The sequence below is a fragment of the Pseudomonas sp. Pseusp88 genome (assembly GCF_047303955.1).
Classification (GTDB): Bacteria; Pseudomonadota; Gammaproteobacteria; order Pseudomonadales; family Pseudomonadaceae; genus Aquipseudomonas.
Genome location: NZ_JBGLYM010000031.1, coordinates 1 through 23,795 on the forward strand (window position 1 = coordinate 1; position 23,795 = coordinate 23,795).

25 protein-coding genes and 1 pseudogene are annotated in these 23,795 nt (G+C 60.1%); 18 read left to right on the forward strand and 8 right to left on the reverse strand.

Annotated features, from left to right (window positions below):
* Positions 1-84 precede the first annotated feature (84 nt).
* The gene (locus ACCD02_RS26520; protein WP_413308746.1) at positions 85-1,149 is read left to right on the forward strand and encodes a 2,3-butanediol dehydrogenase; all 1,065 of its coding nucleotides are present in this window, start codon (positions 85-87) and stop codon (positions 1,147-1,149) included.
* Between the two features lie 174 nt (positions 1,150-1,323).
* On the opposite strand, the gene ACCD02_RS26525 is transcribed toward ACCD02_RS26520, so the two are convergent.
* Positions 1,324-2,220: a LysR family transcriptional regulator gene (locus ACCD02_RS26525; protein ID WP_413308622.1), complete on the reverse strand. Its 897-nt coding sequence runs from the start codon at positions 2,218-2,220 to the stop codon at positions 1,324-1,326.
* Between the two features lie 100 nt (positions 2,221-2,320).
* Here ACCD02_RS26525 and ACCD02_RS26530 point away from each other — a divergent pair, with 100 nt between their 5' ends.
* The 8 genes and pseudogenes from ACCD02_RS26530 to ACCD02_RS26565 all read left to right on the forward strand — a co-directional run bounded on the left by ACCD02_RS26530 (position 2,321) and on the right by ACCD02_RS26565 (position 7,652).
* On the forward strand, positions 2,321-3,268 hold the full coding sequence (locus ACCD02_RS26530; protein ID WP_413308624.1) for an NAD-dependent epimerase/dehydratase family protein: 948 nt from the start codon (positions 2,321-2,323) through the stop codon (positions 3,266-3,268).
* Positions 3,269-3,484: 216 nt separating this feature from the next.
* Entirely contained in the window at positions 3,485-3,760 is a 276-nt protein-coding gene (locus ACCD02_RS26535) for a DUF2282 domain-containing protein (protein ID WP_413308626.1), read from the forward strand.
* Positions 3,760-4,173, forward strand: coding sequence for a DoxX family protein (locus ACCD02_RS26540; protein WP_413308628.1), 414 nt, complete (start codon positions 3,760-3,762; stop codon positions 4,171-4,173). The genes ACCD02_RS26535 and ACCD02_RS26540 overlap by 1 nt, the downstream gene beginning before the upstream one ends.
* A gap of 49 nt (positions 4,174-4,222) precedes the next feature.
* Entirely contained in the window at positions 4,223-4,987 is a 765-nt protein-coding gene (locus ACCD02_RS26545) for an alpha/beta fold hydrolase (protein WP_413308629.1), read from the forward strand.
* Positions 4,988-5,189: 202 nt separating this feature from the next.
* Positions 5,190-5,459, forward strand: a complete 270-nt coding sequence (locus tag ACCD02_RS26550; protein ID WP_413308631.1) for a hypothetical protein — start codon at positions 5,190-5,192, stop codon at positions 5,457-5,459.
* 194 nt (positions 5,460-5,653) lie between these two features.
* Positions 5,654-6,103, forward strand: a pseudogene (locus tag ACCD02_RS26555) (thioredoxin family protein); the annotation flags it as partial.
* A complete protein-coding gene (locus ACCD02_RS26560) occupies positions 6,103-6,918 on the forward strand; it encodes a DUF692 domain-containing protein (protein WP_413308633.1) in 816 nt (271 codons plus the stop codon). The pseudogene ACCD02_RS26555 and the gene ACCD02_RS26560, both read left to right, overlap by 1 nt.
* Positions 6,915-7,652, forward strand: a complete 738-nt coding sequence (locus tag ACCD02_RS26565) for a DNA-binding domain-containing protein (protein ID WP_413308635.1) — start codon at positions 6,915-6,917, stop codon at positions 7,650-7,652. The genes ACCD02_RS26560 and ACCD02_RS26565 overlap by 4 nt, the downstream gene beginning before the upstream one ends.
* A 197-nt stretch (positions 7,653-7,849) precedes the next feature.
* Here the strand turns inward: ACCD02_RS26565 and ACCD02_RS26570 are convergent, their stop codons facing one another.
* Positions 7,850-9,154 carry an ATP-binding protein gene (locus ACCD02_RS26570; protein ID WP_413308637.1) on the reverse strand — a complete coding sequence of 435 codons (1,305 nt, stop codon included), beginning with the start codon at positions 9,152-9,154 and terminating at the stop codon, positions 7,850-7,852.
* Positions 9,151-9,891, reverse strand: a complete 741-nt coding sequence (locus tag ACCD02_RS26575; RefSeq protein WP_413308639.1) for a response regulator — start codon at positions 9,889-9,891, stop codon at positions 9,151-9,153. The genes ACCD02_RS26570 and ACCD02_RS26575 overlap by 4 nt, the downstream gene beginning before the upstream one ends.
* A gap of 111 nt (positions 9,892-10,002) precedes the next feature.
* Here ACCD02_RS26575 and ACCD02_RS26580 point away from each other — a divergent pair, with 111 nt between their 5' ends.
* Positions 10,003-10,380 (forward strand): DUF2790 domain-containing protein, encoded by a 378-nt coding sequence (locus ACCD02_RS26580; protein WP_413308641.1) that lies wholly within the window; start codon positions 10,003-10,005, stop codon positions 10,378-10,380.
* Between the two features lie 126 nt (positions 10,381-10,506).
* On the opposite strand, the gene ACCD02_RS26585 is transcribed toward ACCD02_RS26580, so the two are convergent.
* Positions 10,507-11,055, reverse strand: a complete 549-nt coding sequence (locus tag ACCD02_RS26585) for a TetR/AcrR family transcriptional regulator (protein WP_413308643.1) — start codon at positions 11,053-11,055, stop codon at positions 10,507-10,509.
* Between the two features lie 147 nt (positions 11,056-11,202).
* Here ACCD02_RS26585 and ACCD02_RS26590 point away from each other — a divergent pair, with 147 nt between their 5' ends.
* The 5 genes from ACCD02_RS26590 (at position 11,203) to surE (ending at position 19,054) form a co-directional block, all read left to right on the forward strand.
* A complete protein-coding gene (locus ACCD02_RS26590; RefSeq protein ID WP_413308645.1) occupies positions 11,203-12,120 on the forward strand; it encodes a LysR family transcriptional regulator in 918 nt (305 codons plus the stop codon).
* A 151-nt stretch (positions 12,121-12,271) separates the two neighbouring features.
* Positions 12,272-13,477 (forward strand): efflux RND transporter periplasmic adaptor subunit, encoded by a 1,206-nt coding sequence (locus tag ACCD02_RS26595; protein ID WP_413308647.1) that lies wholly within the window; start codon positions 12,272-12,274, stop codon positions 13,475-13,477.
* A 5-nt stretch (positions 13,478-13,482) separates the two neighbouring features.
* Positions 13,483-16,617, forward strand: a complete 3,135-nt coding sequence (locus ACCD02_RS26600) for an efflux RND transporter permease subunit (RefSeq protein ID WP_413308649.1) — start codon at positions 13,483-13,485, stop codon at positions 16,615-16,617.
* The gene (locus tag ACCD02_RS26605) at positions 16,617-18,107 is read left to right on the forward strand and encodes an efflux transporter outer membrane subunit (RefSeq protein ID WP_413308651.1); all 1,491 of its coding nucleotides are present in this window, start codon (positions 16,617-16,619) and stop codon (positions 18,105-18,107) included. The genes ACCD02_RS26600 and ACCD02_RS26605 overlap by 1 nt, the downstream gene beginning before the upstream one ends.
* A gap of 155 nt (positions 18,108-18,262) precedes the next feature.
* Positions 18,263-19,054 carry a 5'/3'-nucleotidase SurE gene (gene surE / locus ACCD02_RS26610; RefSeq protein WP_413308653.1) on the forward strand — a complete coding sequence of 264 codons (792 nt, stop codon included), beginning with the start codon at positions 18,263-18,265 and terminating at the stop codon, positions 19,052-19,054.
* On the opposite strand, the gene ACCD02_RS26615 is transcribed toward surE, so the two are convergent.
* Positions 19,035-19,601, reverse strand: a complete 567-nt coding sequence (locus tag ACCD02_RS26615; RefSeq protein WP_413308654.1) for a TetR family transcriptional regulator — start codon at positions 19,599-19,601, stop codon at positions 19,035-19,037. The two genes, surE and ACCD02_RS26615, sit on opposite strands and share 20 nt — an antisense overlap.
* A 112-nt stretch (positions 19,602-19,713) precedes the next feature.
* On the opposite strand from ACCD02_RS26615, the gene ACCD02_RS26620 reads away from it, so the two are divergent.
* Positions 19,714-20,487, forward strand: coding sequence for an SDR family NAD(P)-dependent oxidoreductase (locus ACCD02_RS26620; RefSeq protein ID WP_413308656.1), 774 nt, complete (start codon positions 19,714-19,716; stop codon positions 20,485-20,487).
* Between the two features lie 118 nt (positions 20,488-20,605).
* Here ACCD02_RS26620 and ACCD02_RS26625 read toward each other — a convergent pair whose 3' ends face one another.
* The gene (locus ACCD02_RS26625) at positions 20,606-21,334 is read right to left on the reverse strand and encodes a DUF2092 domain-containing protein (RefSeq protein ID WP_413308658.1); all 729 of its coding nucleotides are present in this window, start codon (positions 21,332-21,334) and stop codon (positions 20,606-20,608) included.
* Between the two features lie 127 nt (positions 21,335-21,461).
* On the opposite strand from ACCD02_RS26625, the gene ACCD02_RS26630 reads away from it, so the two are divergent.
* Positions 21,462-21,866, forward strand: coding sequence for an SRPBCC family protein (locus tag ACCD02_RS26630; protein ID WP_413308660.1), 405 nt, complete (start codon positions 21,462-21,464; stop codon positions 21,864-21,866).
* 56 nt (positions 21,867-21,922) lie between these two features.
* Here the strand turns inward: ACCD02_RS26630 and ACCD02_RS26635 are convergent, their stop codons facing one another.
* Both ACCD02_RS26635 and ACCD02_RS26640 read right to left on the reverse strand, forming a co-directional pair.
* Positions 21,923-22,618, reverse strand: a complete 696-nt coding sequence (locus tag ACCD02_RS26635; RefSeq protein ID WP_413308662.1) for a lipopolysaccharide kinase InaA family protein — start codon at positions 22,616-22,618, stop codon at positions 21,923-21,925.
* A gap of 237 nt (positions 22,619-22,855) precedes the next feature.
* Positions 22,856-23,080 carry a DUF6555 family protein gene (locus ACCD02_RS26640; RefSeq protein ID WP_413308664.1) on the reverse strand — a complete coding sequence of 75 codons (225 nt, stop codon included), beginning with the start codon at positions 23,078-23,080 and terminating at the stop codon, positions 22,856-22,858.
* Positions 23,081-23,254: 174 nt separating this feature from the next.
* Here ACCD02_RS26640 and ACCD02_RS26645 point away from each other — a divergent pair, with 174 nt between their 5' ends.
* Complete coding sequence (locus ACCD02_RS26645; protein ID WP_413308666.1) at positions 23,255-23,683, forward strand: low affinity iron permease family protein; 429 nt, start codon at positions 23,255-23,257, stop codon at positions 23,681-23,683.
* The last annotated feature ends 112 nt before the right edge of the window (positions 23,684-23,795 follow it).

Below are 23,795 nucleotides of genomic sequence, written 5' to 3' on the forward strand. Positions count from 1 at the left end.
GGCAAGCCTCGCTCCAACGGAAAGAAATTCTACTAACAAAAAAGAGAATCCAATATGAACACTCCAGTCACCCCAACCAAAAGCATGCGCGCCGCCGTCTGGCACGCTCGTAACGATATTCGCGTCGAAGACGTGCCCCTGCCAGGTTCACCTCCCGCCGGTTGGGTGCAGATTCGCGTGCAGTGGTGCGGCATCTGCGGTTCCGATCTGCACGAATACGTGGCCGGGCCGGTATTCATTCCGGTGGACGCACCGCATCCGCTGACCGGAATCAAGGGGCAGTGCATTCTCGGCCATGAGTTCTGTGGCGAAATCGTTGAACTGGGTGAGGGCGTCGAGGGTTATAGCCTCGGCGAGCCGGTGGCAGCTGATGCCTGTCAGCACTGCGGTACCTGCTACTACTGCACTCATGGCCTGTACAACATTTGCGAGAACCTGGCCTTTACCGGGCTGATGAACAACGGTGCCTTTGCCGAACTGGTCAATGTCCCGGCCAACCTGCTGTACAAGCTGCCTGCGGGCTTCCCTGCCGAAGCCGGGGCGCTGATAGAGCCCTTGGCCGTGGGCATGCACGCAGTGAAAAAGGCCGGCAGCCTGCTCGGTCAGAATGTCGTGGTGGTGGGCGCGGGTACTATCGGCCTGTGCACCATCATGTGCGCCAAGGCGGCCGGTGCGGCGCAAGTGATTGCCCTGGAAATGTCCGGCGCACGCAAGGCCAAGGCCAAGGAAGTGGGGGCCACTCACGTGCTTGACCCCAACGAGTGCGACGCCCTTGCCGAAGTCAAACGCCTGACCGGTGGCCTCGGCGCCGATGTCAGCTTCGAATGCATCGGCAACAAACGTACCGCCAAGTTCGCCATCGACCTGATCCGCAAGGCCGGTAAATGCGTGCTGGTGGGGATTTTCGAGGAACCCAGCGAGTTCAACTTCTTCGAACTGGTGGCCACCGAGAAACAGGTGTTGGGATCCCTGGCCTATAACGGCGAGTTCGCCGACGTCATCGCCTTTATCGCCGACGGACGTCTGGATATCACGCCCTTGGTCACCGGACGGATTCAGCTGGAGCAGATCGTGGGGCAGGGCTTCGAGGAACTGGTCAATAACAAGGAGCACAACGTGAAAATCATTGTGTCGCCTGCGCGGCTCTGACGAGCGATCGCAGGTTTTTGTGGGGGCGAGGCTTGGCTGCAAAGAGGCTCGTGAATACCCTGAATTTTTCGAGACCGAAAAATTGTATTCGCGGGCAAGCCTCGCTCCAACGAAATCTCCCAGGGTCGGTGGATACGCCTTAACCTGACCTGACCTGATGCTGATCGGTGCAGCCTATTGACGGGCCAAATGGGCGCTCAGCCCCGCCACCAGGGCGGCGAAGGTCACAGCACAGCGTGGGCTTTGCCGCAGGTCTTCGTGCATGGCGATCCAGGTATCCATTCTCAGCGAGAAGCTGTTCTTCAGTACCCGCACCAACGCCGGATCCCCGGCTGCCAGGGCGGCCTGACAGACGCCAATGCCCAGGCCTGCGCGTATCGCGCCCAGTTGCGCCAGGTCGCTGTCGGCACGAAAGGCCAGGGCGGCCCGGGAGAACACCGGGTATTGCTGTTGAAACTGGCGGATAAACGCGTTTTCCTGGTCGTAGCCGATGATTGAATGGCCGGGCAACTCGTCCAATGACTGCGGCACACCGCGCTTGCTCAGGTAACGCTGGTGGGCGTACAGGCCGGCTTCGATGCCACCAATCTGCCGGGCGATCAAGGCATCCTGGATGGGCCGCACCATGCGCACGGCGATATCGGCCTCGCGGTGCAGCAGGTCCTCGACCCGATTGGACAGCACCAGCTCGATGATCAGCTCGGGATGTTCTTCGTGCAGCGCGGCAAGGATCGGCGGCAGCACCTCGACACCGATCACTTCGCTGGCGGTCACCCGTACTACCCCACGCACACCACTGCCATGGCTGCTGGCCATTCGGCGCAGGGCGGCGGCAGTGGATGCCAGCTGCGTCGCGCAGGGCCGCAGTTCAAGGGCCGCGTCCGTGGGCGCGAAGCCGTCGGAGGAGCGGGTAAACAGCTTCAAGGCCAGCGCCGCTTCCAGGCTGTCGATATGTCGACCCACGGTGGGCTGGGTCAGGCCCATGGCGCGGGCGGCAGCGGACAGGGAACCCGTATCCAACACCTTGAGGAATGTTCGGTACCACGCCCAGTTGGGTTCGCTGTTGTTCATGCTATACATTTTCGTTTAGAGGGAATGCACTTGTAGGCAATTTTCATTTAATCGTCAATTGAGCAAGCTGAACGCAATCTAGTGCTTCAGGAATGTCTTCATGCCCAAAACAGCATTGTTCGGCGCCTCCGGCGTCATTGGCCAAACCGTTGCCGATGCGCTTTCGCGCAAGGGAGAAACCTATCGAGTGGTGGGCCGAAACGAAGCGAGCCTGAAACAGACCTTCGGCGGGGATCCCCTCGCCGAGATCTTCACCTGGAACCCCGATTCGCCGGAGTCGGTGCAGGCCGCAGCCACCGGCGTCGAGACTCTGATCTATATGGTTGGGGTCAACTACTGGCAGTTCGAGCTGCACCCGGAACTGATGCGCAAGACCCTCGTTGGCGCCATCGCCGCCGGGGTCAAAAATATTCTGCTGATCGGCACCGTGTATCCCTACGGCAGGGCGCTGAGCAATCCGGTGCGGGAGGATCAGCCCCGCGCGCCGCATACCTTCAAGGGCCGCATGCGCAAGGCCCAGGAGGAGTTACTGATGCAGGCCCACGCAGATGGTCATATCAATGCCACGGTCCTGCGCTTGCCGGACTTCTACGGTCCCGGTGTGACGGCCAGTCTGTTGCACGGTGCCGCAGTGGCTGCGGTCAACGGCGGCACGGCGGAGATGGTCGGGCCTCTGGACCCGCCCCACGAGTTCGTCTTTGTCCCCGACGTCGGCCCGGTTGTGGCTCGACTGCTGGATACGCCAGCCGCCTACGGCAAGATCTGGAACCTGGCGGGTGCGGGTGTCACCTCGCAGCGGCAAATTGTCCGGGAGATGGAGCGCCAGACCGGCAGGCCACTCAAACTCCGGGTCGCCGGCAAGACGTTGCTGCGCCTGATCGGCCTGTTCAAGCCCATGGTGCGGGAGATGGTGGAGATGCACTACCTGCTGAGCGAGCCGCTGATCATGGACGATACAGCCTTGCAGCAGTTGCTCGGGCCGCTGCACAAGACCCCTTACGGCGAGGGGATTCGTCAGACCCTGGCGGCGATAGGTGCACCTCGATAGGCACCCTCAGGTCTTGCCCCGCAATCCACGGGGCGTTGTGCGTTCTGCGGTCAGGTTCTTCAGCGACTTTGTATCGCAGTGTATGTCAGCGCAGCCTAGATACATCAGCAGGGAGTCCAGGGGGGGGCGGGGACACAGAAGGGATACAGCATTGCGGTTGAATCTGCTCACCGAAAGGCGCTGCCGGTTCAACCTCAATCCCTGCTGGAGAACATCATGAAACACACCTACGCCGCCCTCGCTGCAACCGTCGCTCTGTCCCTCGGCGCCATGGCTGGTGCTGCCCATGCCGAAGACGCACCCAAGGCCATGGAAAAATGTTATGGCGTCTCCCTCGCGGGGCACAACGATTGTGCCGCCGGTGCCGGAACGTCGTGTGCGGCCACCGCCAAGGCGGACTATCAGGGTAATGCCTGGGTATTGGTGGAGAAGGGCACCTGCACCCAGATCAAGACGCCCAAGGGCTATGGTTCGTTGACGGAACAGCCGTAATGGGTGGCGTGCCCAGCATGTTATTGCTGGTTGCCCGCCTGGCCATGGCCTCCGTGTTCTTCCTGTCGGGGCGGACCAAGGTCAGCGGCTGGCTGACAATCAAACCCTCGACCTACGAGCTGTTCCGCACCGAGTACGTGCTACCGCTGCTGTCTCCGGAACTCGCCGCGCACCTGGCTACTTACGCTGAACACCTGCTGCCGTTGTTACTACTGGTGGGCTTACTGACCCGCCCGGCTGCGGCGGGGCTGCTGGCCATGACCGCAGTGATCGAGATCTTCGTCTATCCGGATGCCTGGCCGACGCACCTGACCTGGATCGGCTTGCTCCTGCCCCTGGTGGTGTACGGCGGCGGAGGCTGGTCCCTTGACCGACTGCTGATTCGCCTGCGCAGCCGTCTGCGCAGCGCCTGACAGCTCAACCATTACTACTCGATAGGCCTCGCCGGCCTGGAGAAACATTATGCGTACGCTTTCCAAACTGGCCCTGGGCGTCATGGCCCTGGCCGCGCCGATCCTGGCTTCTGCCGCCGCTCCTGCGGCTCCTGTCGGGGCCAAGAATATCGTCATCGTTCATGGCTCATTCGTCGATGGATCGGGCTGGCGGGTGGTTCACGACATCCTGATTCACAAGGGCTACAAAGTCACCGTGGTGCAACAGCCCGCCACCTCCCTGGATGACAATGTCGCTGCGACCCGGGAGATCCTTGATCAACAGGTCGGCCCCGTGGTGCTGGTCGGGCATAGCTCCGGCGGCGGCGTTATCAGCCTTGCCGGCGTGCGGGACAAGGTCAAGGCGCTGGTGTATGTCGCCGCGCTGCAACCGGAAGTCGGCGAAAGCATGAGCCAGTTGCTCGGTTCCATGCCCGCGCCCAGCAATGACGTGCGCCCGACCCGGGACGGCCATCTGTTTTTTGATCGCAGCAAGTTCGCCAGCGACTTCGCCGCTGACCTGACCAGCAATCGCACGGATTTCATGGCCGCCTCCCAGCCAGCCGCTACCGCCGCCACCTTTGGCACCCAGTCCTGGGCCGCAGCCTGGCACAACAAACCCAGCTACGGGATTGTCGCCACCGATGACCACGCCCTGAGTCCGGACCTGCAGCGCTGGATGTACCAGCGCGCCGGTTCCCACATCACCGAAATCAAGGCCAGCCATGCGGTGTACATCTCCCAGCCGGAGGCGGTGGCCAAGGTGATTGAAGAGGCGGCCTTGGCTGTGAAATAGGCGTGTTGTGCAACTCATTACATGAATTGGAATGAGATTTATGGGAGCCGGCTTGCTGGCGATGGCGTCGGATAATTCACCAGCGTTATTGCGGGCGCTTCGCACTCGAACGCCACCCAGGCGGCTCCTGCGGATCTTTTTTCAGAGCCATCACGACAATGTGTATCGCTGTAAACCAACCTAAACAACCCCGGAGAACACCATGACCATCAGCACCACCTCCCGTTTCAGCCTGGCAGCCTCTGCCGCTCTGCTTGCCCTGGCGTCGGCCTCCTTCACTGTCGGCGCGTCTGCCGCCGATGCCGAGCAACTGGATCGCTGCTACGGCGTAAATAATTGCAAGGGCGAAAGCCTGTGTGCCACAGCCAAGAATGACTGCAAGGGCCTCAACAGCTGCAAGGGCCAGGGCGTGGTCGTGAAGACCAAGACCGAATGCTTGAAGGCAGGTGGCACCTGGACCGAACCGAAGTAAGCCTGGCCGCCGGGTTGCGTGTCTGGCGCAACCCGGCAGTTGTTACTCAGTCCTGCAGGTGAATTATGCAAGCTTATGTGTTCATCAAACGGGTGAAAGGACGCGCCCGCGCCTTGATCCTGTTGACCCTGGCCGGGATCAGCCTGGCCCTGGCATTGTTCGCCAGCCTGGGTGCTGCCAGCGTTTCATCAACGGGCCAGGGAGCCATGCCATCCCTGGCGGGGGCCGTCGAATGGCTGAACTCCCCGGAGCTGAGCACCGAATCACTGCGCGGCAAAGTCGTGCTGGTCGACTTCTGGACCTACGACTGTGTCAATTGCCGGCGCGCGCTGCCCTATGTAAATGCCTGGGCGAAGAAATACGCGGCCGACGGCCTGGTAGTGATCGGCGTACATACCCCCGAATATGCCTACGAAAAAATCAGTGCCAACGTGCGCCAGCAGGTGCGCCAGTTGGGAATCGAATATCCGGTGGCCATTGACAGTCAAAACCGCATCTGGAACGCCTTCCATAACCAGTTCTGGCCCGCCCATTATCTGATCGACGCCAAGGGGCAGGTGCGCTACAGCCATTTCGGTGAAGGCAGTTATGCAGAGCAGGAGCAGGCGATTCAAAGTCTGTTGCAAGAAAAGGAGGCACGCTGATGGCCGTAGTTTTTTCCGGCTACGGCCTGGGTCTGCGTCGCGAGCACTACCGCGACTTCCTCGAAGGCTCGGTAGGGGTGGATTTTGTCGAAGTCATTTCCGAGAACTTCATGGTCCCAGGCGGCCAGCCACGGCATATCCTGCGGCAGATTCGCCAACGTTATCCGGTGGCCCTGCATGGTGTCTCGATGTCCATCGGATCAGCGGATGGCCTGGATCGTGACTATTTATTGCGGCTCAAAGCCCTGGTGCAAGAGATAGAACCGCTATTCGTCTCCGATCATTTGAGCTGGTCGCGTATTGGCGCTTTCAATTCCCATGACCTGCTTCCCGTGCCCTATACCGAAGAGGCCCTGTCGATCGTCTGCGCCAATATCGATCTGGCCCAGGAGCTGCTTGGACGCACCCTGTTATTGGAAAACCCGTCCAGCTACCTGAGCTTCGCCGATGCGGCTATGAGCGAGTGGGCGTTCATCAGCGAAATGTGCAGACGCACAGGCTGCGAGCTGCTGCTGGACATCAATAACGTATTTGTCAGCGCCAGTAATCATGGTTTTGCCACCGATGCATTTCTCGACGGTATTCCTCTGGAATGCGTACGGCAGGTGCATCTGGCCGGGCATAGCCAGGGGCCTGAACTGTTGATTGACACCCACGACCGTGCTGTATGTGAGGAAGTCTGGGCGTTATATGCCCGGGCCATGACCCGGTTGGGACCGGTGGCGACCATGATCGAGCGCGACGACGATATCCCGCCCCTTGGCCAGTTGCTTGACGAACTGGCTATGGCACGGCGCATTGGAGCGGGCGTATGAGACTTGCCGAGATACAGGAGGATTTTCAACGCTGGCTGGTAGCGGCTTCACCGCAAGCTGCCGAGCGTATTGGCGCGGCTGCGGGGCTGGCGGTGTATCAGAATAACTACCGGGCACAGTTGATGGGCTGCCTGGAAACCGCCTTCGTGCACCTGCGATCCTGGCTGGGTGCTGACGAATTTCGCGACGCTGCCATCGCCCATATCAATCGCTGCCCACCCCATGCCTGGACCCTGGATGCCTACGCCGAGGGGTTTGCCGAGACCTTGCGCCTGCGCTATCCCGACAACCCCGACATTCATGAATTGGCGTGGATCGAGCAAGCCCTGGCTCAGGCTTTCGTCGCCGAAGATGCTCAGCCACTGCCTGTGCAGGCCCTGGCCGACCTGGATTGGGACAATGCCTGCCTGCCATTCACGCCGTCGCTGCAACTGCATCCCCTGACCACCAATGCCGAGGCGATCTGGTCGGCGTTATGCGCCCGGCAGACTGTCCCGGCCAGTGAGATGCTGGACAAGGCGGGCGGGGTGATGATCTGGCGCCGCGAGTTCACCTCGCGGCTGCGCACCGTCGATGCCCTTGAATATCAGGCGTTGCTGAAGGTGCAGGACGACGGCAGTTTTGCCCGGTTGTGTGAATGGCTGGTCGAGACACTGGGCGAGGCGCAAGGCGTGGCGAAGGCCGGGGCTTTGCTGGGTGGGTGGTTGGGGAGTGAGTTATTGATTTGCGGGTAAACGACCGACTGCGCTCACGGTAAACCTGGCCTTGCACTGTTATGCGGCAAACGCCGGACCCGCAGGGTCACGCCTGCTGGCGATAGCTGACGCCATGTGAGCGCCTGGTACTTGATCGCCACGGGGCGGCGATCCGACAAACCGGCTCCTGCGCAAGTCTCATTTCATGCAGATAGTTATGGGTAGTGCCCTGGCAATTACCCCGGCAGCACTACCTGCGCACATAACCCACCGCCTTCGCGGTTATACAGGCTCAGCGTACCTCCCATGGACAGCGTCAGTTGTTGGGCAATCGCCAGGCCCAGGCCGGTGCCGCCGGTGTCGCGGTTGCGTGAGCTTTCCACGCGGTAGAACGGCTTGAGTACTTCATTGAGCTCGGCTTCGGCAATACCGGGGCCGCGATCGAGGACCTGTATCGCAATATTATTATCGTGCTGGGTCAACAGCTCGATACGGGCCGCACCGGAGAATTTCAGGGCGTTGTCGAGCAAGTTCACCAGGACCCGGCGCAAGGCATGGGGGCGGGCATCGATCACCGCACCATTGGTGCTGCCCAGTTGCACATCCTTGCCCATGTCCAGATAGTCGAACACCAGGCTGTCGAGGAACGAGTCCATGTCGATCCGGTGGCTGACTTCGCTGGAGCTGTCCATGCTGCGGGCATAGGCCACGCCTTCCTGGACCAGATGCTGCATCTCGCTAAGGTCATTCCACAGTTTGTCCTTCTCGACCCCGTCGTCCATGAATTCTGCGCGCAGTTTCATGCGGGTGATCGGGGTTTGCAGGTCATGGGAAATCGCCGCGAGCAGCTGCATGCGTTCCTTGACGTAGCTGGCGATACGTTGCTGCATGGTGTTGAAGGCGACGGCGGCGTACGCCACTTCGGTGGGGCCGGTTTCATCCAGGCGTATGCCCTGGCCGTTGGGGTCAAGGTCATCCACGGCGCGGGACAGTCGGGTCAACGGACGAATGGCCGTGCGTACCGCGAGCCAGGTGCATGCCAGCAATAACGCCAATTGGGTCAGCAGCAACAGCGGCAGCCACGGTGACAGGGGCGTGATGGACGGACGCACGTCAATGGTCAACGGGCTGCCGTCGCGTAGTTGCAAATGGGCCTGATAGTGCGGATGGCTGTCGGCAATGTCGGTGAAACTCAACTCATAGTCACGGCCAAGGGTCGCCTGCATGGAGCGCACCGAGGCCAGGGCACGGCTCATGTCCATGGGCGTGCCGGGCTGCCCCGTATCCAGGCTGTAGCGGTAGTTGGGATGGTCGAAGCGCGGCAGCCAGGCCTGGCGTTCATTGGCGGGCAGGCGTTCGAGCACTGCCACACTGGTGGTCAGATCCTGCTCCAGATTGCCCAGCATCAGAGTCATTGCGCTTTGGTAACGCTCGTAGTACTGCAAGCCGAAGGAAAGACCGTGGGCCAGTACCAGGCTGATCAGGAAGATCAACGACAAGCGTGACGCCAGGGTCCGTGGCCAGCCCAGCCTGAGGCTCATGAGGCGTCCCCGAGGATTGCCACGGCATAGGTAAACACATAGCCTTCGCTGCGCACGGTCTTGATATAGGCCGGGTCGCGGGCGTCGTCCTGCAGGCGCTGGCGCAGGCGGCTGACCAGCAGGTCGATGGAGCGGTCGAACAGATCGGCGTCGCGGCCCTGGGTCAGGTTGAGTAACTGATCCCGGCTGAGGACCCGTTGCGGATGGTCGAGGAAGGTGCGCAGCAGGCGATATTCGGCGCCGCTGAGGGTGACCACGGTGCCTTGTGAGTCCAGCAGATGCCGGGCGGTGGTGTCCAGGCGCCATTTGCCGAAGCCCAGCAGCCGGCCGCTTTCGCTGACGATCAGGTTGGGCGGCAGCATCCGCGTACGCCGCAGCACGGCATTGATCCGTGCCAGCAGTTCACGGGCGGCGAAGGGTTTGACGAGGTAGTCGTCGGCGCCCATTTCCAGGCCGATAATGCGGTCGGTCTCGTCATTGCGCGCCGTGAGCATTAACACCGGCGTGGCTTTGTGTTTGCCAGCGCGTAATTCGCGACAGAGTACCAGGCCGTCGTCGCCAGGCATCATGATATCAAGCACGATCAGGTCTACCGGCGTGGACTCCAGAAAGGAGCGCATCTGCCTGCCATCTGCCACTACCGTGGTGCGCAGGCCGTTTTTCTTCAGATAGTTGCCTACCAGCTCCCTGATCTCGCGATCGTCATCGACAATCAGAATGTGATCGACGTGATCCATCTGCCTGAAACCCCTGTATTCATTGATATGCCGTGCAGTCTACCGAGGCGAAGCGGGTTTGCCTGCGGCCTTTGTATCGCACTGTATCTGCTGCAGGCACGATACAAAACAATGCAAAAAGCCGGGGAGGCCGGACACATGGTGGATACCTCACGGGTGCTCAATAGGTACATCGAGGCAAACAACGCCGCCTCGACCTACTCGTTGATTACCCGGAGAAAACTCATGAACTGGAAGAACCTCAGTATCGCCAGCCTGTTCGCTGCCCTCAGCTTCGGCGCCTTTGCCGCCCAGGCCCAGGAAGTGATCCAATCGAGTCAGTACAGGTACGGTGAACATCTGGACATCGCCAGGGTGCTGGCCATCAACGAAGGCTCGGGATCGGCCTGCGGCGTGGTCAAGTCCAGTATGACCTACCTGGACTCCATGGGCGTCAGGCAGGTGGTGAACTACACGACTATTGGCGAGAACTGCGATCGGGATAATTGATCGGCGCCGATTGTGGGACCGGCTTTAGCCGGGAAAGCACAGGTATAGCGATACATGTCTATGATCTGTCACTCCGTCTTCCCATCTAAAGCCGGTCCCACTCAAAGCACAAGGCGCGCGGCGGCTTCAACTCCATTGCTTGACCACCGCCGCCATAAGTCGATCTGTCAGCCCCGGGTCGCTGCTGGCCTTGGCGATGATCATGGCGCCGGAGATAGAGGCGAGGATCTGCAGGGCGCGCTCTTCGGAGGCGCCGTCGGCCAGGTCGCCCTGTTTCTCCATCAGCGTCGCCAGCAGGCGGTGCACGCCTCTGGTGTAGGCCTCGCTGGCGCTGCCGCCGATACGGGCAACGTCGGCGGCGAGGGTGGGGATGGGGCAGCTGTCCTGCTGGTTGTCGCGATGCTCCCGGGTGACATAGTCCTGCACCACCTCGCTGATGCTGTGCTGGTTTTGCCAGCGATCGCGGTATTCATCGAAGGTGCGATCGATGGCTTCGCTGACCAGTTGTTCCTTGCCCAACGGGAACTGGCGGTAGAAACCGCCATGAGTCAGGCCCACGGATTTGCTCAGTTCGCCGATGCCGATGCCCTCGATACCGTGCTCCCGATAGAGTCGGGAGGCGGCGGTCAGGATCTTCTCTTTGTTGAGTAAGCGCTGTTCTTTGGTGACTTTCATAGTGACCTCATGGTACGGCAGCGACCGGATTGTCAGGGCAATCCAAACCCGCGTATAGCGTGAAATCGATTGACAAGCTGTCTGGCGAACCTAAAGATTATAGTTGTAATCTTTGAAGTCGAGAAAGCGCAATGGTTCATTTTTCCCATGCTTGATGATCTGCATTCCATGGATCTGAATCTATTGGTGGTGTTTGCCGCGCTGATGCGTGAGCGCAATGTCACCCGTTGTGCCAATAAGCTGCTGGTAGGACAGCCAGCGATCAGTGCCTCACTGCGGCGCCTGCGTACGCTGTTCGGCGACCCGCTGTTTGTCCGCTCGGGTCATGGCGTGCGCCCCACGGACAAAGCCATCGAGATTGCCCAGTTGATTGGCCCGGCTCTGGAGCTGATCGATGCCGCCGTGAGCAAGAACGAACCCTTTACGGCGGTAGAGTGCCAGGCGCGGTTCGGCATTGTCCTCAGTGGTGGGGTAGGGTCGACCCTGGTGACGGGGCTGCTCAAGCCGATCCTCGCCGGTGCGCCGGGTATCAGCATTGCCGTCGAGCGCCGTGATCCGGGGTCGATCAGTGAGCGCCTGCCTGCCGAGTCGGTGTCGCTTGAGCTGGGTTATTTTGCCTTGAAGACCAAGGGCCGGGTAACTCAGGCGGCGGCGCGTTGCAGCAGTGTGCTGGTGCGGGCCAGTGACAGCGCACCGGTATTGTCGGCCGATGAACTGAGCCAGCGAGCCCATGTGGTAGTGCCTTATGGCGCCGGACTTGAACAGCAGCTCGATGAAAAACTCGCCAACGTGGGCCTGTCACGCAAGGTTGCCCTGGAACTGGCCAGCGCCGATGGCCTCGATCATATCCTCGCCGGGACCGACAGGGTGGCGATCATCCCTGATATCGAAGCCCGTCATTTGCAAGGAGCAGGCATCGTGATCGATTACTTGCCTGACCACCTTGCCGACCATTTCGACCTGCATATGGCCTGGTCGGAAGGTAAGAACCTGGCCGCGTCCGAGGTCTGGTTCCGTCATCAGTTCATCGAACAGATCAGCCGTTTTACCCCACTTTCGACCTGAATTTTCGCCCCTCGTATCAATTTCGTTGATGAGAGATCAAGTGTTTAGATTATGATCGACATATTTACACTCTTAATGATGATGGTTAGCATCAATGGTAATCAGGGCCTGGGTTGCATCCGTAACTTTTGCCGAATCTTGGATATGGGGAATGTCAGTGAAACCAGTACTGCGCAAGCGAACAATAGTCGGGGCGGTGGCAGGCGCGGGATTGTTCTCGGCCGTCATCGGAGTGGGGCTGTTCATGGTGGCGGGCGAGCGCGAGCAGGCTGTGGCCGCCGACGCGCCGCAACTGCCGGAAGTGGTGGTCAGCCGGCCACTGATCAAAGACCTGGACAGTCGGTTGGGCTTCCTCGGCCAGTTCTCTGCGGTGGACAAGGTCGAACTGCGGGCCCAGGTCGGTGGCACTCTGATCGGCATCCACTTCAAGGATGGCCAGATCGTCAAGACGGGCACGCTGCTGTTCTCCATTGACCGGGTGCCCTACGAGATTCGCCTGGCCCAGGCCAAGGCCTTGCTGCAACGCTCGGCGGCGCGCCTGGATTATGCCAAGAGCGAATTCCGCCGCGCTGACGAGCTGGCGCGCAATCAGGCCGGGTCCGTGCAGAATATGGAGCAGCGCAAATCGGACTGGCAGGAGGCCGAGGCCGCCGTCGCCGATGCCAATGCGCAGATCCGCGATGCCCAGTTCGACTTGGATCACTGCCAGATCGTCGCACCATTCTCCGGGCGCATCGGTAATCATCTGGTGTCGGTGGGCAATCTGGTCGCCGGTAGCCGCGCCGCAGGCAGCCCGACCACGCTGCTTGCCACTATCGTTTCCCAGGATCCGGTCTATCTCGACTTCGACATGAGCGAAGCCGATTACCAGCAATACAAGGGCTTCAAGAGCAAGCGCCAGGGTGATGCCGCCGAGAGCGTGCAGATCGCCGCCGGTGGCGGACATGACTATGCGACCGCGGGCACCCTGGACTTCATCGATAACAGCCTGAACCGTTCCAGCGGCACCATTCATGCCCGAGCCACGGTCAGCAACCCGGACAACAGCCTGACGCCTGGTGAGTTCGCCCGGGTGCGGGTGATTGCTGCCGCGCCCGCACCGACCATGCTGATACCCGACGCCGCCGTGCTACCGGACCAGTCGCACTTCATCGTACTGACGGTGGGTGAGGACAGTGTCGTCGCGCCACGGCCTGTCGAAGTGGGCGATATGCGTGACGGCCTGCGGGTGATCAAGTCAGGGCTCAAGGCCACTGACCAGGTCATGATCGGCGGCCTGGTCTATGCGCCGCCCGGTGCAAAAGTGAAGGTCAAGATCGCCGATATCAAACCCGACAATGCTCTGGCGAAGGACTGACCGACATGCGTATCGCGCACTTCTTCATTGATCGACCGCGTTTTGCCGTGGTGGTCAGTTGCTTCATTACCCTGATCGGACTGGGCGCGCTGTTCGTGCTGCCGGTGGCCCAGTATCCGGAAATCGTGCCGCCGACAGTCCAGGTGATTACCTCGTACCCCGGGGCCTCGGCGCAAACCATCGCCAAGACCGTGGCCACGCCGCTTGAGCAGCAGATCAACGGCGTCGAGAACATGATCTACATGACCAGTCAGTCCACCGGCGACGGCAAGCTGACGATCACGGTGACGTTCCGTATCGGCACCGACCTCAACGTTGCCCAGAACCTGACCCAGAACCGCGTGCAGAATGCAATTTCCCGGCTGCCCGACGATGTTCAGCGTCTCGGTGTCCAGGTGCGCAAGTCGACGCCAAGCATCTTGCTGGCCGTGCATCTGTTCTCCGATGACAGCAGCAAGGACACCCTCTATCTGTCCAACTACGCCACCCTGCATATCAAGGATGTGCTGGCGCGGATTCAGGGGGTAGGGGATGTGCAGTTCCAGGGCGGTCGCGAGTACGCCATGCGTATCTGGCTAGATCCGGACAAGGTTGCGGCCTATAACCTCAGTGCCAGTGAAGTCCTGGCAGTACTGCGTCAGCAGAACCTGCAAGTGTCTGCCGGTGTGCTCAATCAGCCGCCGACCAAGACCGCCGAAGCCTATCAGCTCAACGTCGAGGTGTTGGGGCGCCTAAGCAAACCTGAGGAATTCGCTCAGATCGTGGTCAAGACCGATTCCACCGGCCGGGTTACCCGTATCGGCGACATCGGCCGCGTCGAAGTCGGTGCAGTGGACTACGGTTCGACTTCCTTCATGGACAAGCGTGACGCCGCCGCGCTGCTGATCTACGCGCAGCCGGGTTCCAACTCTCTGGATGTGGAACACTCGGTGCTCAGCACCATGGAAGAGCTGAAAAAGGATTTCCCGGCGGGCGTGGCGTACAGCATCATTTATGACCCAACCATCTTCATCGGCAAGTCCGTGCATGAAGTGATCACGACCATTTTCGAGGCCATCATCCTAGTCGTGCTGGTGGTGTTCCTGTTCCTGCAGAACTGGCGCGCGACGATCATTCCGGTGGTGGCGATTCCGATCTCTCTGGTCGGTTCGTTTACCGTGCTGTACCTGTGCGGGATCTCGCTGAATAACCTGTCGCTGTTCGGCCTGGTACTGGCGGTGGGGATCGTGGTCGACGACGCCATCGTTGTGGTGGAAAACATCGAGCGTAATATTCACGACGGCATGTCGCCCGTCGAGGCGGCACACCACACCATGGATGAAGTGGGTGGGGCGCTGCTGTCCATCGCCCTGACGCTGTGTGCAGTGTTCGTCCCGGCGGCCTTCCTCAGCGGGATTTCCGGGCTGTTCTTCAAGCAGTTCGCGGTGACCATCGCCGCCTCGACGATCATTTCCTGCATCGTCTCCCTGACCTTGAGCCCGGCGCTGTGCGCGGTGCTGTTCAAGTCCAAGTCCGCGCCTGACACCGGGCGTTTCCAGGGGGTTCGCCGGGCCATGGACGCCACCTTCGGGCGCTTCAACCGGGGTTTCGACAAGCTGTCGTTCGGCTACGGCAACCTGACCCGCCGTCTGGCTCGTGGCCTGGCTCTGGTGATGCTGGTCTATGTCGGCCTGATCGGCCTGACTGCCGTGGAATTCCATAGCACACCCACCGGCTTCATCCCCGAGCAGGACCAGGGTTACCTGATCACCATCGTGCAGTTGCCGCCCGGCGCCTCCCTGGATCGCACCGAAAAAGTGGTACGCCAGGTCATGGATATCGCCCTGGAAACCCCCGGTATCGAACATATCGCGCCGTTCGTGGGGCTGGATGCGACGACCTCCACCGTAGCATCGAACTCCGGCACGGTATTTACCGGCCTGCCATCGCTTTACAGCCACGACATGCCCGGCCTGACGGCGCAGTCGGTGTTGGCGGATCTGCGTCGGCGCCTGTCGGTGATCAAGGATGCCTATGTATTGAGCATTCCACCGCCGCCAGTACAGGGCCTGGGCAGCTCGGGCGGCTTCAAGCTGATGCTCGAAGACCGCGCAGGCCTTGGGCCCAAAGCTCTGGCTGATGCGGCCAATACCCTGGTTGCGGCAGCACGCAAGGATCCGGACTTCGTTGGCATGTTCACCCTGTTCAATGCCGGTTCGCCGTCGATCTTCGCCAATATCGACCGGGTCAAGGCCGAGAAGGTCGGTCTCAAACCGTCGGATGTATTCTCGACCCTGCAGGTCTACCTGGGTTCGCAGTACGTCAACGACTTCAACTATCTGGGCCGGACTTATCAGGTGGTGGCCCAGGCTGATTCCACTTTCCGCGGTACACCGCAAGACATTACCCGTTTGAAAGTGCGTAACGATGCCGGTGAGATGGTTCCGGTAGGCAGCGTGGCCAGCATCGAGCACAACACCATTCCGTACCGAGTGCCGCGCTACAACCTGTTCCCGGCCGCTGAAGTGCAGGGTGCTGCGGCTCCAGGCGTGGCTACGGGTACCGCGCTGTTGAAGATGGAAGACCTGGCCCAGCAAGTACTGCCTAAAGGCATCGGCTTTGAGTGGACGGAGCTTGCCTATCAGCAACAACAGAAAGGCACGCCGACCCTGGTGGTGTTTGCCGCAGCAGCGCTCTTTGTGTTCCTGGTGCTGGTAGCCCAGTACGAAAGCTGGCGGCTGCCCCTGGCGATCATCCTTATCGTGCCGATGTGCATTTTGGCGGCGATCAGTGGCCTGATTTTCCGGGGCATGCCCATCGATATCCTCGCCCAGATCGGTTTTATCGTACTGATAGGACTGGCGGCGAAGAACGCGATCCTGATTGTCGAGTTCGCCAAGCAGAAGCAGGACGAGGGTTCGACAGCCGTAGAGGCCGCGGTGCATGCCGCTCGCACCCGGCTGCGGCCGATCCTGATGACCTCTCTGGCCTTCATCCTCGGCGTCGCGCCCCTGACCCTGGCCACCGGTGCCGGTTCGGAAATGCGTCAGTCACTGGGCACCGCCGTGTTTTTCGGGATGCTTGGCGTGACCGGCTTCGGTCTGTTGTTTACCCCGGCGTTCTACATCTTTATCCGCAAATACTTCCACGGGAGACGTTGATGTCCAGCTCGCTCAGTTTCAACGTTGCCGATGCCCTGAAGGTGCCGGGACGCAAGGCCTTGTTGCCACTTCTGGTTGCCCTGGCGGTGCTGGCTGGCTGCACAGTCGGCCCCGACTACAAGGCGCCCGATACCGCCCTTGCGCCGTTTCATAACCCTGTACAGGCCAAGGTCACCTCGTCGAGCGTGGACCTGGCCACCTGGTGGCAAGGCTTCAACGATCCGCAACTGGCCAGTATCGTCAATCAGGTGCTGGCGCAGAACCTCGATCTGGCGGTGTCCCTGGCACGGGTCGAGCAGGCGCGGGCCGTGGCCCAGGCCGCAGGTGCGCAGCTGTATCCCACCGTGGATGCGGTCGGTTCCGCGACCAAACAGCGGCAGAGCCTGCAAAGCCCCTTGGGCTCGACCGGGCGTAATCTGCCCGGTTACGAGCGTAACCAGAAAGAGCTGACGGCCGGTGCTTCAGCCAGTTGGGAGCTGGACCTGGCCGGTGGTTTGCGTCGTGGCGCTACGGCGGCCGATGACGAGGTTCAGGTCGCTGAAGCTGCGCATCTGGGCACGCGCATCAGCGTGGTGGCCGAGGCAGCGGATGCTTATGTGCAGATCCGTGGCTATCAGGCGCGGCTGGCCGTAGCCGCCGATCAGATCAGCACCGATGAGCATTTGTTGGGGTTGGTGCAGGTTCGTCAGCGCCTGGGAGATGTCAACGAACGGGAGGTCGCCCAGGCCCAGGCCTTGCTCAAGCAGGCCCGGGCCAGCGTGCCGCTGTTGCGCATTGCTTTGGAGGCCCAGCTCAATCGCCTTGATGTGCTGATGGGGCGCCAACCCGGCAGTTCTGCGCAGGAACTGGCGCAACCGTCGCTGATCCCGGTACTGCCGTCGATTGCTGGCAGCGTCGCACCCGCGGATGTACTGCGCCGGCGCCCGGACATAATTGCCGCCGAACGCCGCCTGGCCGCCTCAAACGAGCGAATCGGCGAAGCGATTGCCGATTACTATCCGAAGGTGTCGCTGTCCGGGGCATTGGGTTTTGACAGCATCACCGGCAATCACATGTTTACCCAGAGCGCCTTCCAACCGTCCATTGGTGGTCTGGTGCGCTGGCGCCTGTTTGACTTCGGCAAGATCGACGCCGAGGTCAAACAGGCCAGGGGCGCCAACGCCAAAGCCCTGGCCGAGTATCGCCAGTCTGTGCTCAGGGCGTGTGAGGACGTGGAAAATGCCTTGATGACGCTGTCCCAGACCGAACAGCGGCGTGACGAACTGGACGGCGAAGTCGGTGCTCTGACCCGGGCACGGGATCTGTCGGAGACCGCCTATAAGTCCGGGGCCATCCCCCTGACGGATGTACTGGATGCCAATCGTGAGCTGCTGACGGCCAGAGACGCGCTCAACAGCACACAAGCGGACTCGACCCGGGCGGCGGTGACGTTGTTTCGGGCGATGGGTGGTGGATGGCAAGGGCCGGAGTTGGCTACCGCTCGGAAATGACGGGATGTGGGACCGGCTTTAGCCGGGAAGGGGCAGGTATTGCCGGTATATTTCTATCGGCTGTCATATCGTCTTCCCGGCTAAAGCCGGTCCCACCGTGGGTTGGTTTTTGCGCTTTAATGCAAGGCTCATGTCTTTCCTGCGCGAGGCCCCCAATGCACAGCAAACCCCTTGAACGCATCCTCATCACCAACGACGACGGTATCGACGCACCGGGGCTGGCGACTTTGCTCGAGGTCGCTCATGAACTGGCCGCTGAGGTCTGGGTCGTGGCGCCTGACCATGACCAGAGCGGTATCTCCCACGCCTTGAGCATTCACCATCCGTTACGGATCACCCCCCGTGGCGAACGGCGCTATTCAGTGTCCGGTACGCCGGCCGACTGCGTTGCCATTGCCTTGCGCCATTTGATGGACAGTCCGCCGCAACTGCTGCTGTCCGGTATCAACAAAGGCGCCAACCTGGGGGTGGAAACGGTGTTTTCCGGTACTGTCGGCGCGGCCATGGCCGGGTTGTTACTGGGGATTCCATCGATTGCCCTGAGCCAGGCCCTGACCCGTCGCGATGCCGTACGCTGGGATACCGCTCGGCAATTGGCACCAGGGATTATCCGCCAACTGCTGGCAGCGGGTTGGGACGCTTCAGTCTGCCTGAACGTGAATTTCCCGGATGTTCCCGCTGATCAGGCCGGGCCGTTGCAGGTCACTGGCCAGGGGGCGGGGCGCATGGACAGCCTGAATATCACCGCCAGAACCGATATGCGTGAGCAGAACTATTACTGGTTGAATATCGAACGCCATGATCGCGGCGATGCGCCGGGCAGCGAGACCTTTGTAGTGATCAATGGCGGGGTGTCGGTGACGCCGTTGCGGTTTGAGCGGTCGGATCAGGGGGCAGCGCAATCCCTCAATTTGCGTCTGTCTCAAATCATGCTTCCAACATCTTGAGCAACGTCTTGCCGGTGTCGAGAATCTCCGCCGCCAACGCTTCATCCTGCACCGCTCGGGCCAGGCCGATGGCGCCTGCCAACGTGCACATGGTCAATAACGCCTGAGCACGCGCCTCTGGATGGTTCATCAACCGGGTCAGCATCGCCAACTCACTGCGTACCTCTTCGGTATACAACGCACGGATCGGCTCACTGCTGCGGGCGACATCGTTCATCAGCGCGGCGAGGGCGCAACCACTGCCGGGAGCGTCCTTGTGGCGCTGGCTCAGGTAACTGTCCACCAGATCGCCAAGGGATCGTGGCGTTGCCGAGTCCACATAGGCCTTGAGCGCCTCGGTGCGTTTTTCGAACACCGAAGCCAGCACTTCCTCCACCAGTTTTTCCCGTGATTCGAAATGTTTGTAGAAGCCACCACTGGTGCGGCCTGCCGCTTTCATCAGCTCGGCCACGCCAATGCCATTCAAGCCGACTTCGCGAAAACGCTCGGCGGCCAGGTGGACGATTTCTTCGTGTATGGCGGCTTTGTCAGCCTGAGACCGTGACATCCAATCCTCCAGTCAGGCGTTTTCGCCCGGTTCGATTATTGGAGTATAGACGTAATATTAAATAGGAGTATGGTTGTAATCCTATTCGCTGAGTTCGTTGAAGGAAACGACCATGACTGTCACAGACAAAACGGTACTGATCACCGGCGGCAACAGTGGTATTGGCCTGGCCACCGCACGTCTGCTCATTGAAAATGGTGCCCGCGTGGCCATTACCGGTCGCGACCAGGAGAAGCTCGACGCCGCCGTACAGGCGTTGGGCGGTGAGGTACTGGCGATCAAGGCCGATGTGAATAATCTGGCCGAGATCGATCAGGTGGTCAGCGTTATCAAGGAGCACTTTGGCAGCCTTGATGTGGTATTCGCCAACGCTGGTATTTCCGGGCCGACGCCATTGGGCAGTACCACCCTGGAAGCTTTCGAGGCGATTCTGCGCACCAACCTGACGTCAGTGTTCTTTACCGTGCAGGGTGTGCTGCCATTGCTCAAAGAGGGCAGTTCGGTGATCCTCAATGGCTCGGTCATGCGTGAACTGGGCTCGGCGGGTTCGTCGGCGTATTCGGCGAGCAAAGGCGCGATTACTTCAATGGCCAAGGTCTTTGCCTCTGAACTGGCGCCCAAGGGCATTCGCGTCAATAGCGTGATTCCCGGCGCCACCCGCACACCGATCTGGACCCGTGGCGCCCGCGCCGGGGCAACGGTGGATGCCACGGAAAAAGCCATTGCCCCGCGTATTCCCATGGGCCGCTTCGCCGAGGCGGATGAGCTGGCCCAGGCGGTGATGTTCCTGGCATCCAATGCGTCGTCGGGCATGACGGCGGCGGAGATTGTGGTCGACGGCGGCAATATCGGCGCGCCGTGGGGCATTCCTTTGTTTCGCGGGTGATGCTGGATCTGTGGGACTGGCTTTAGCCGGGAAAGCGATGAAACAGATGATAGAAATATATCGCTCCTGTCGACGCCTTCCCGGCTAAAGCCGGCCCCACAATATTCCTGTCGCCTGTCTAACTCCCTGGCGCCTGCTCGAAACTCTTCAGCGGTACGACACTGGCGCCCGCAGGGGGGTTGAAGGTAAAGGCGCTGCTGGCAGGCTGCCGGTTGATATCCCAGTCAAAATTCACGCTGTGGCGCGGCAAACCGTTGATGTCGTTGCGCACGATGACCAACCGGCATGGCAGCGGCCTAGCCCCTTCGCGGACCCAGAGCTGCCAGTCGATGCTCGGCTGCCGGTAGGCGTAATGGGTACAGGTCTGATCGCCGATACGTTCTTTGCCGATCAGCTGTGCGCCGTCAATGCCGACCTTGCTGGCGGTGCTGGCGTCCCACTGGAACAGATCGGCCAGGGGCAGGGCGATGCCATAGCGGTCGGTGAATTGGTCGAACAGCGGATCAATCCCCGCAGGTGCCTGGATAGTCGCGTAATGTCCGCTAGCGCTGTCATGCAAGGTGAAGTGTTTGCCATCGTAGAAGAACTGTTGCGCGTCAACTGTCACCTGCAACTTGTCCGGTCGTATCGACAGTACCCTTGTGCGTGAGGGCGTTTCGATGACCTGCCCGGTCTCGACTATCCGGTCGGTAAAGCTCTCGACGTCCAGGGTGAAGTAAGGCAATGCGTGCAAATAGCGACCCGTTTGTTGCAGTGCGGCCAGCGCCTTGGGATCAGGCTGCGCGGCCAGGGTCGGAGCGCTGATGCCCAGCATCAGCCATAGCGGTGCGACACAACGCTTGTCCATAAGTCGTCCACTCAATGAATACCCTGCCTACTAAAGAGCATCGACGCAGATTTGCCAACAGGCCTCGCCGTCAGCGTATCGAAGGCTATTCTTTTTATCCCTTCAAAAAATAAAAGGAAACAACGCCATGGACATCAGCGTTGAAGTCACAGTGGCTGCCCCCATCGCCAGCGTATGGCAGGCTTACACATCGCCCGAAGCCATCAAACAATGGAACGCCGCCTCTGACGACTGGCACACCACTGCCGCGACTGTCGATCTACGGGTAGGCGGCAGCTTTTCGTCACGCATGGAAGCCAGGGACGGCAGCATGGGTTTTGACTTCGCCGGCACCTACACCAGGATTGTGCAACAGCAGTTGATCGAATACAGGTTTGGCGAACGTCGTGCACAGGTTGTATTTGCCCAGACGCCTGCGGGCGTGACGGTGCGGGTGAGCTTTGATGCCGAGTCGCAGCATTCGCTCGAACAGCAGCGGCAGGGCTGGCAGAGTATTCTGGAAAACTTCAAGAAGTACGTGGAAGCGAACTAAGTTCCGGCCTGCGAGGCCGGCCTTGGCCGGGCTCGCGAAGGGCAGGTCTGACTAGACTAAGCAATTGCCCCTTTCGCCAGGCTGCGACCCAGCTCTGCTTCATAGTGTCCGAGGAAGTGTTGCCACTGTTCATTATTCCAGGGCGAATGACGACGCAGCTGGAAGATATCGTGGCGCGCGGCACGCAGTGAACTGAAGCGCCTGCGGGATTTTTCAAGATCAAGTAAGGCCAGTTGGAAGTTCGGGCCGTCACTGGTCGGTTGCACTTTGACAAATATATGTTTGGAGCGCATGCACCCGTGTTGCCAGCGCCCTAGATGCATGCGCGACAGCAGGAAGGCCAGTTGTTCAAACAAGCGCATATGTTCTTCCGGGCTATAGCGTTCATGGCCACCGGCGTCATACCAGCTATCAAGATCCTGAAATTCGCCCAGGTCCTTGGTCACCAACAGCCCCTGCCAGACGCCATCGACCTTCCTGGCGCCATAGAACACCGGGTTGGGCGCGGTGACATTGAGTGAGTACAAGCTGGCCAGGGCGTGACCTTCACGCAGTACCGTGGGCCTGCCGAAGGGATATCGGGCGCTACGATATAGATGTCCGGTCTGGCGCTTTACATAGACGATGGAACCTTCATGAGTCACCCGCTGTACACCACTGGTGCCACTACGACGTACATTCGGCTCCTCTACCCAAGGGCCTTCGGTGTTCCACCAATGGGCAAAATCGTATTGCGGGGGATGGTCCCTCATCACGGGCTCCTGATTATAGTCTTCGTGAATGTAACTGTTCGTCGCTAGTGGGTCAGTAGATAAAGTAGTGCGTTTTCTACTGAATAAATTAGAACCTGCGCGTTGATTATTCAGCATTGATATAAGGAGCGTTAGTCTTTGTTTATCGTTTTTAAATCACCCTACTGTTAGTGAGGTTTAGTCATCCTGACGCGCACCACAACACTGTCTAGCGCAGGATTTTTTACACCGTGTCAGTCAGGCTGACTTCCACTCCACATCCGTGAGCCCCAACTGCTCGGCCTGACGACGGCTGAGACGGGGGATTTTATCGGCCCGAGGCTTGGGTATCTGGCACAAGCCTGCATCGATGGTCGCCCAATGCAACGCTTCATCCTGATTCATCGCCCGGGAATGGATGTAGAAGGTTTTGTACCGACCATGGATGAGGTAGTCGATCTTGAAATGGGTGGTCTGTGTCATCGCTCATGGCCTCCAGGCAGTGCTGAAAGAACAGAACGTAGCGTGGGAAAAAAATTCCGGAATTTTATTCGCTGGCCAATGAAGAGAGACTTTTTACACAGAATGCATGTAACAAGAAATTTCAGCGGCGCGCCGTGGTCCATCCATTAACACCCCTATCACGGAGCACGCGTCATGAGATTTTCCAGGTTCTCACATGCCTTATCCAGGTGGGCTGGCAGCCCGAGGACGTTTATCGCGGCTATCTGCCTGATCGCCCTGTGGGGCCTGACGGGACCGCTTTTTCACTACAACGACACCTGGCAACTGCTGATCAATACCTCGACCACCATCATCACCTTCCTGATGGTCTTTCTCGTGCAGAACACCCAGAACCGTGACACCGACGAGTTGCACATCAAGATCAATGAACTGCTGCGCGTGACGACCGAGGCGCAGAACGCCTTGCTGAATCTGGACAAACTCGACCAGAAAGAACTGCGGATCCTGCGCAAGAAATATCAGGCCATGGGTGATTGTGGCGAGATCGACCATGAGCAGTTGGCTTCTCGGGAGGCTGCTGAGGCGAACATGACTACCGGTGCCAATAACGCTGCCGTGTAACCGTCCATACTCCGCTATATGCAGGCTCGCGAACGGGCCTGCTGCGGGCGCTGGCTGTTGTCCGTCAGGGCAACTCGTCGAGAAACTCTGAACGTTCGCAAAAACACCTCGG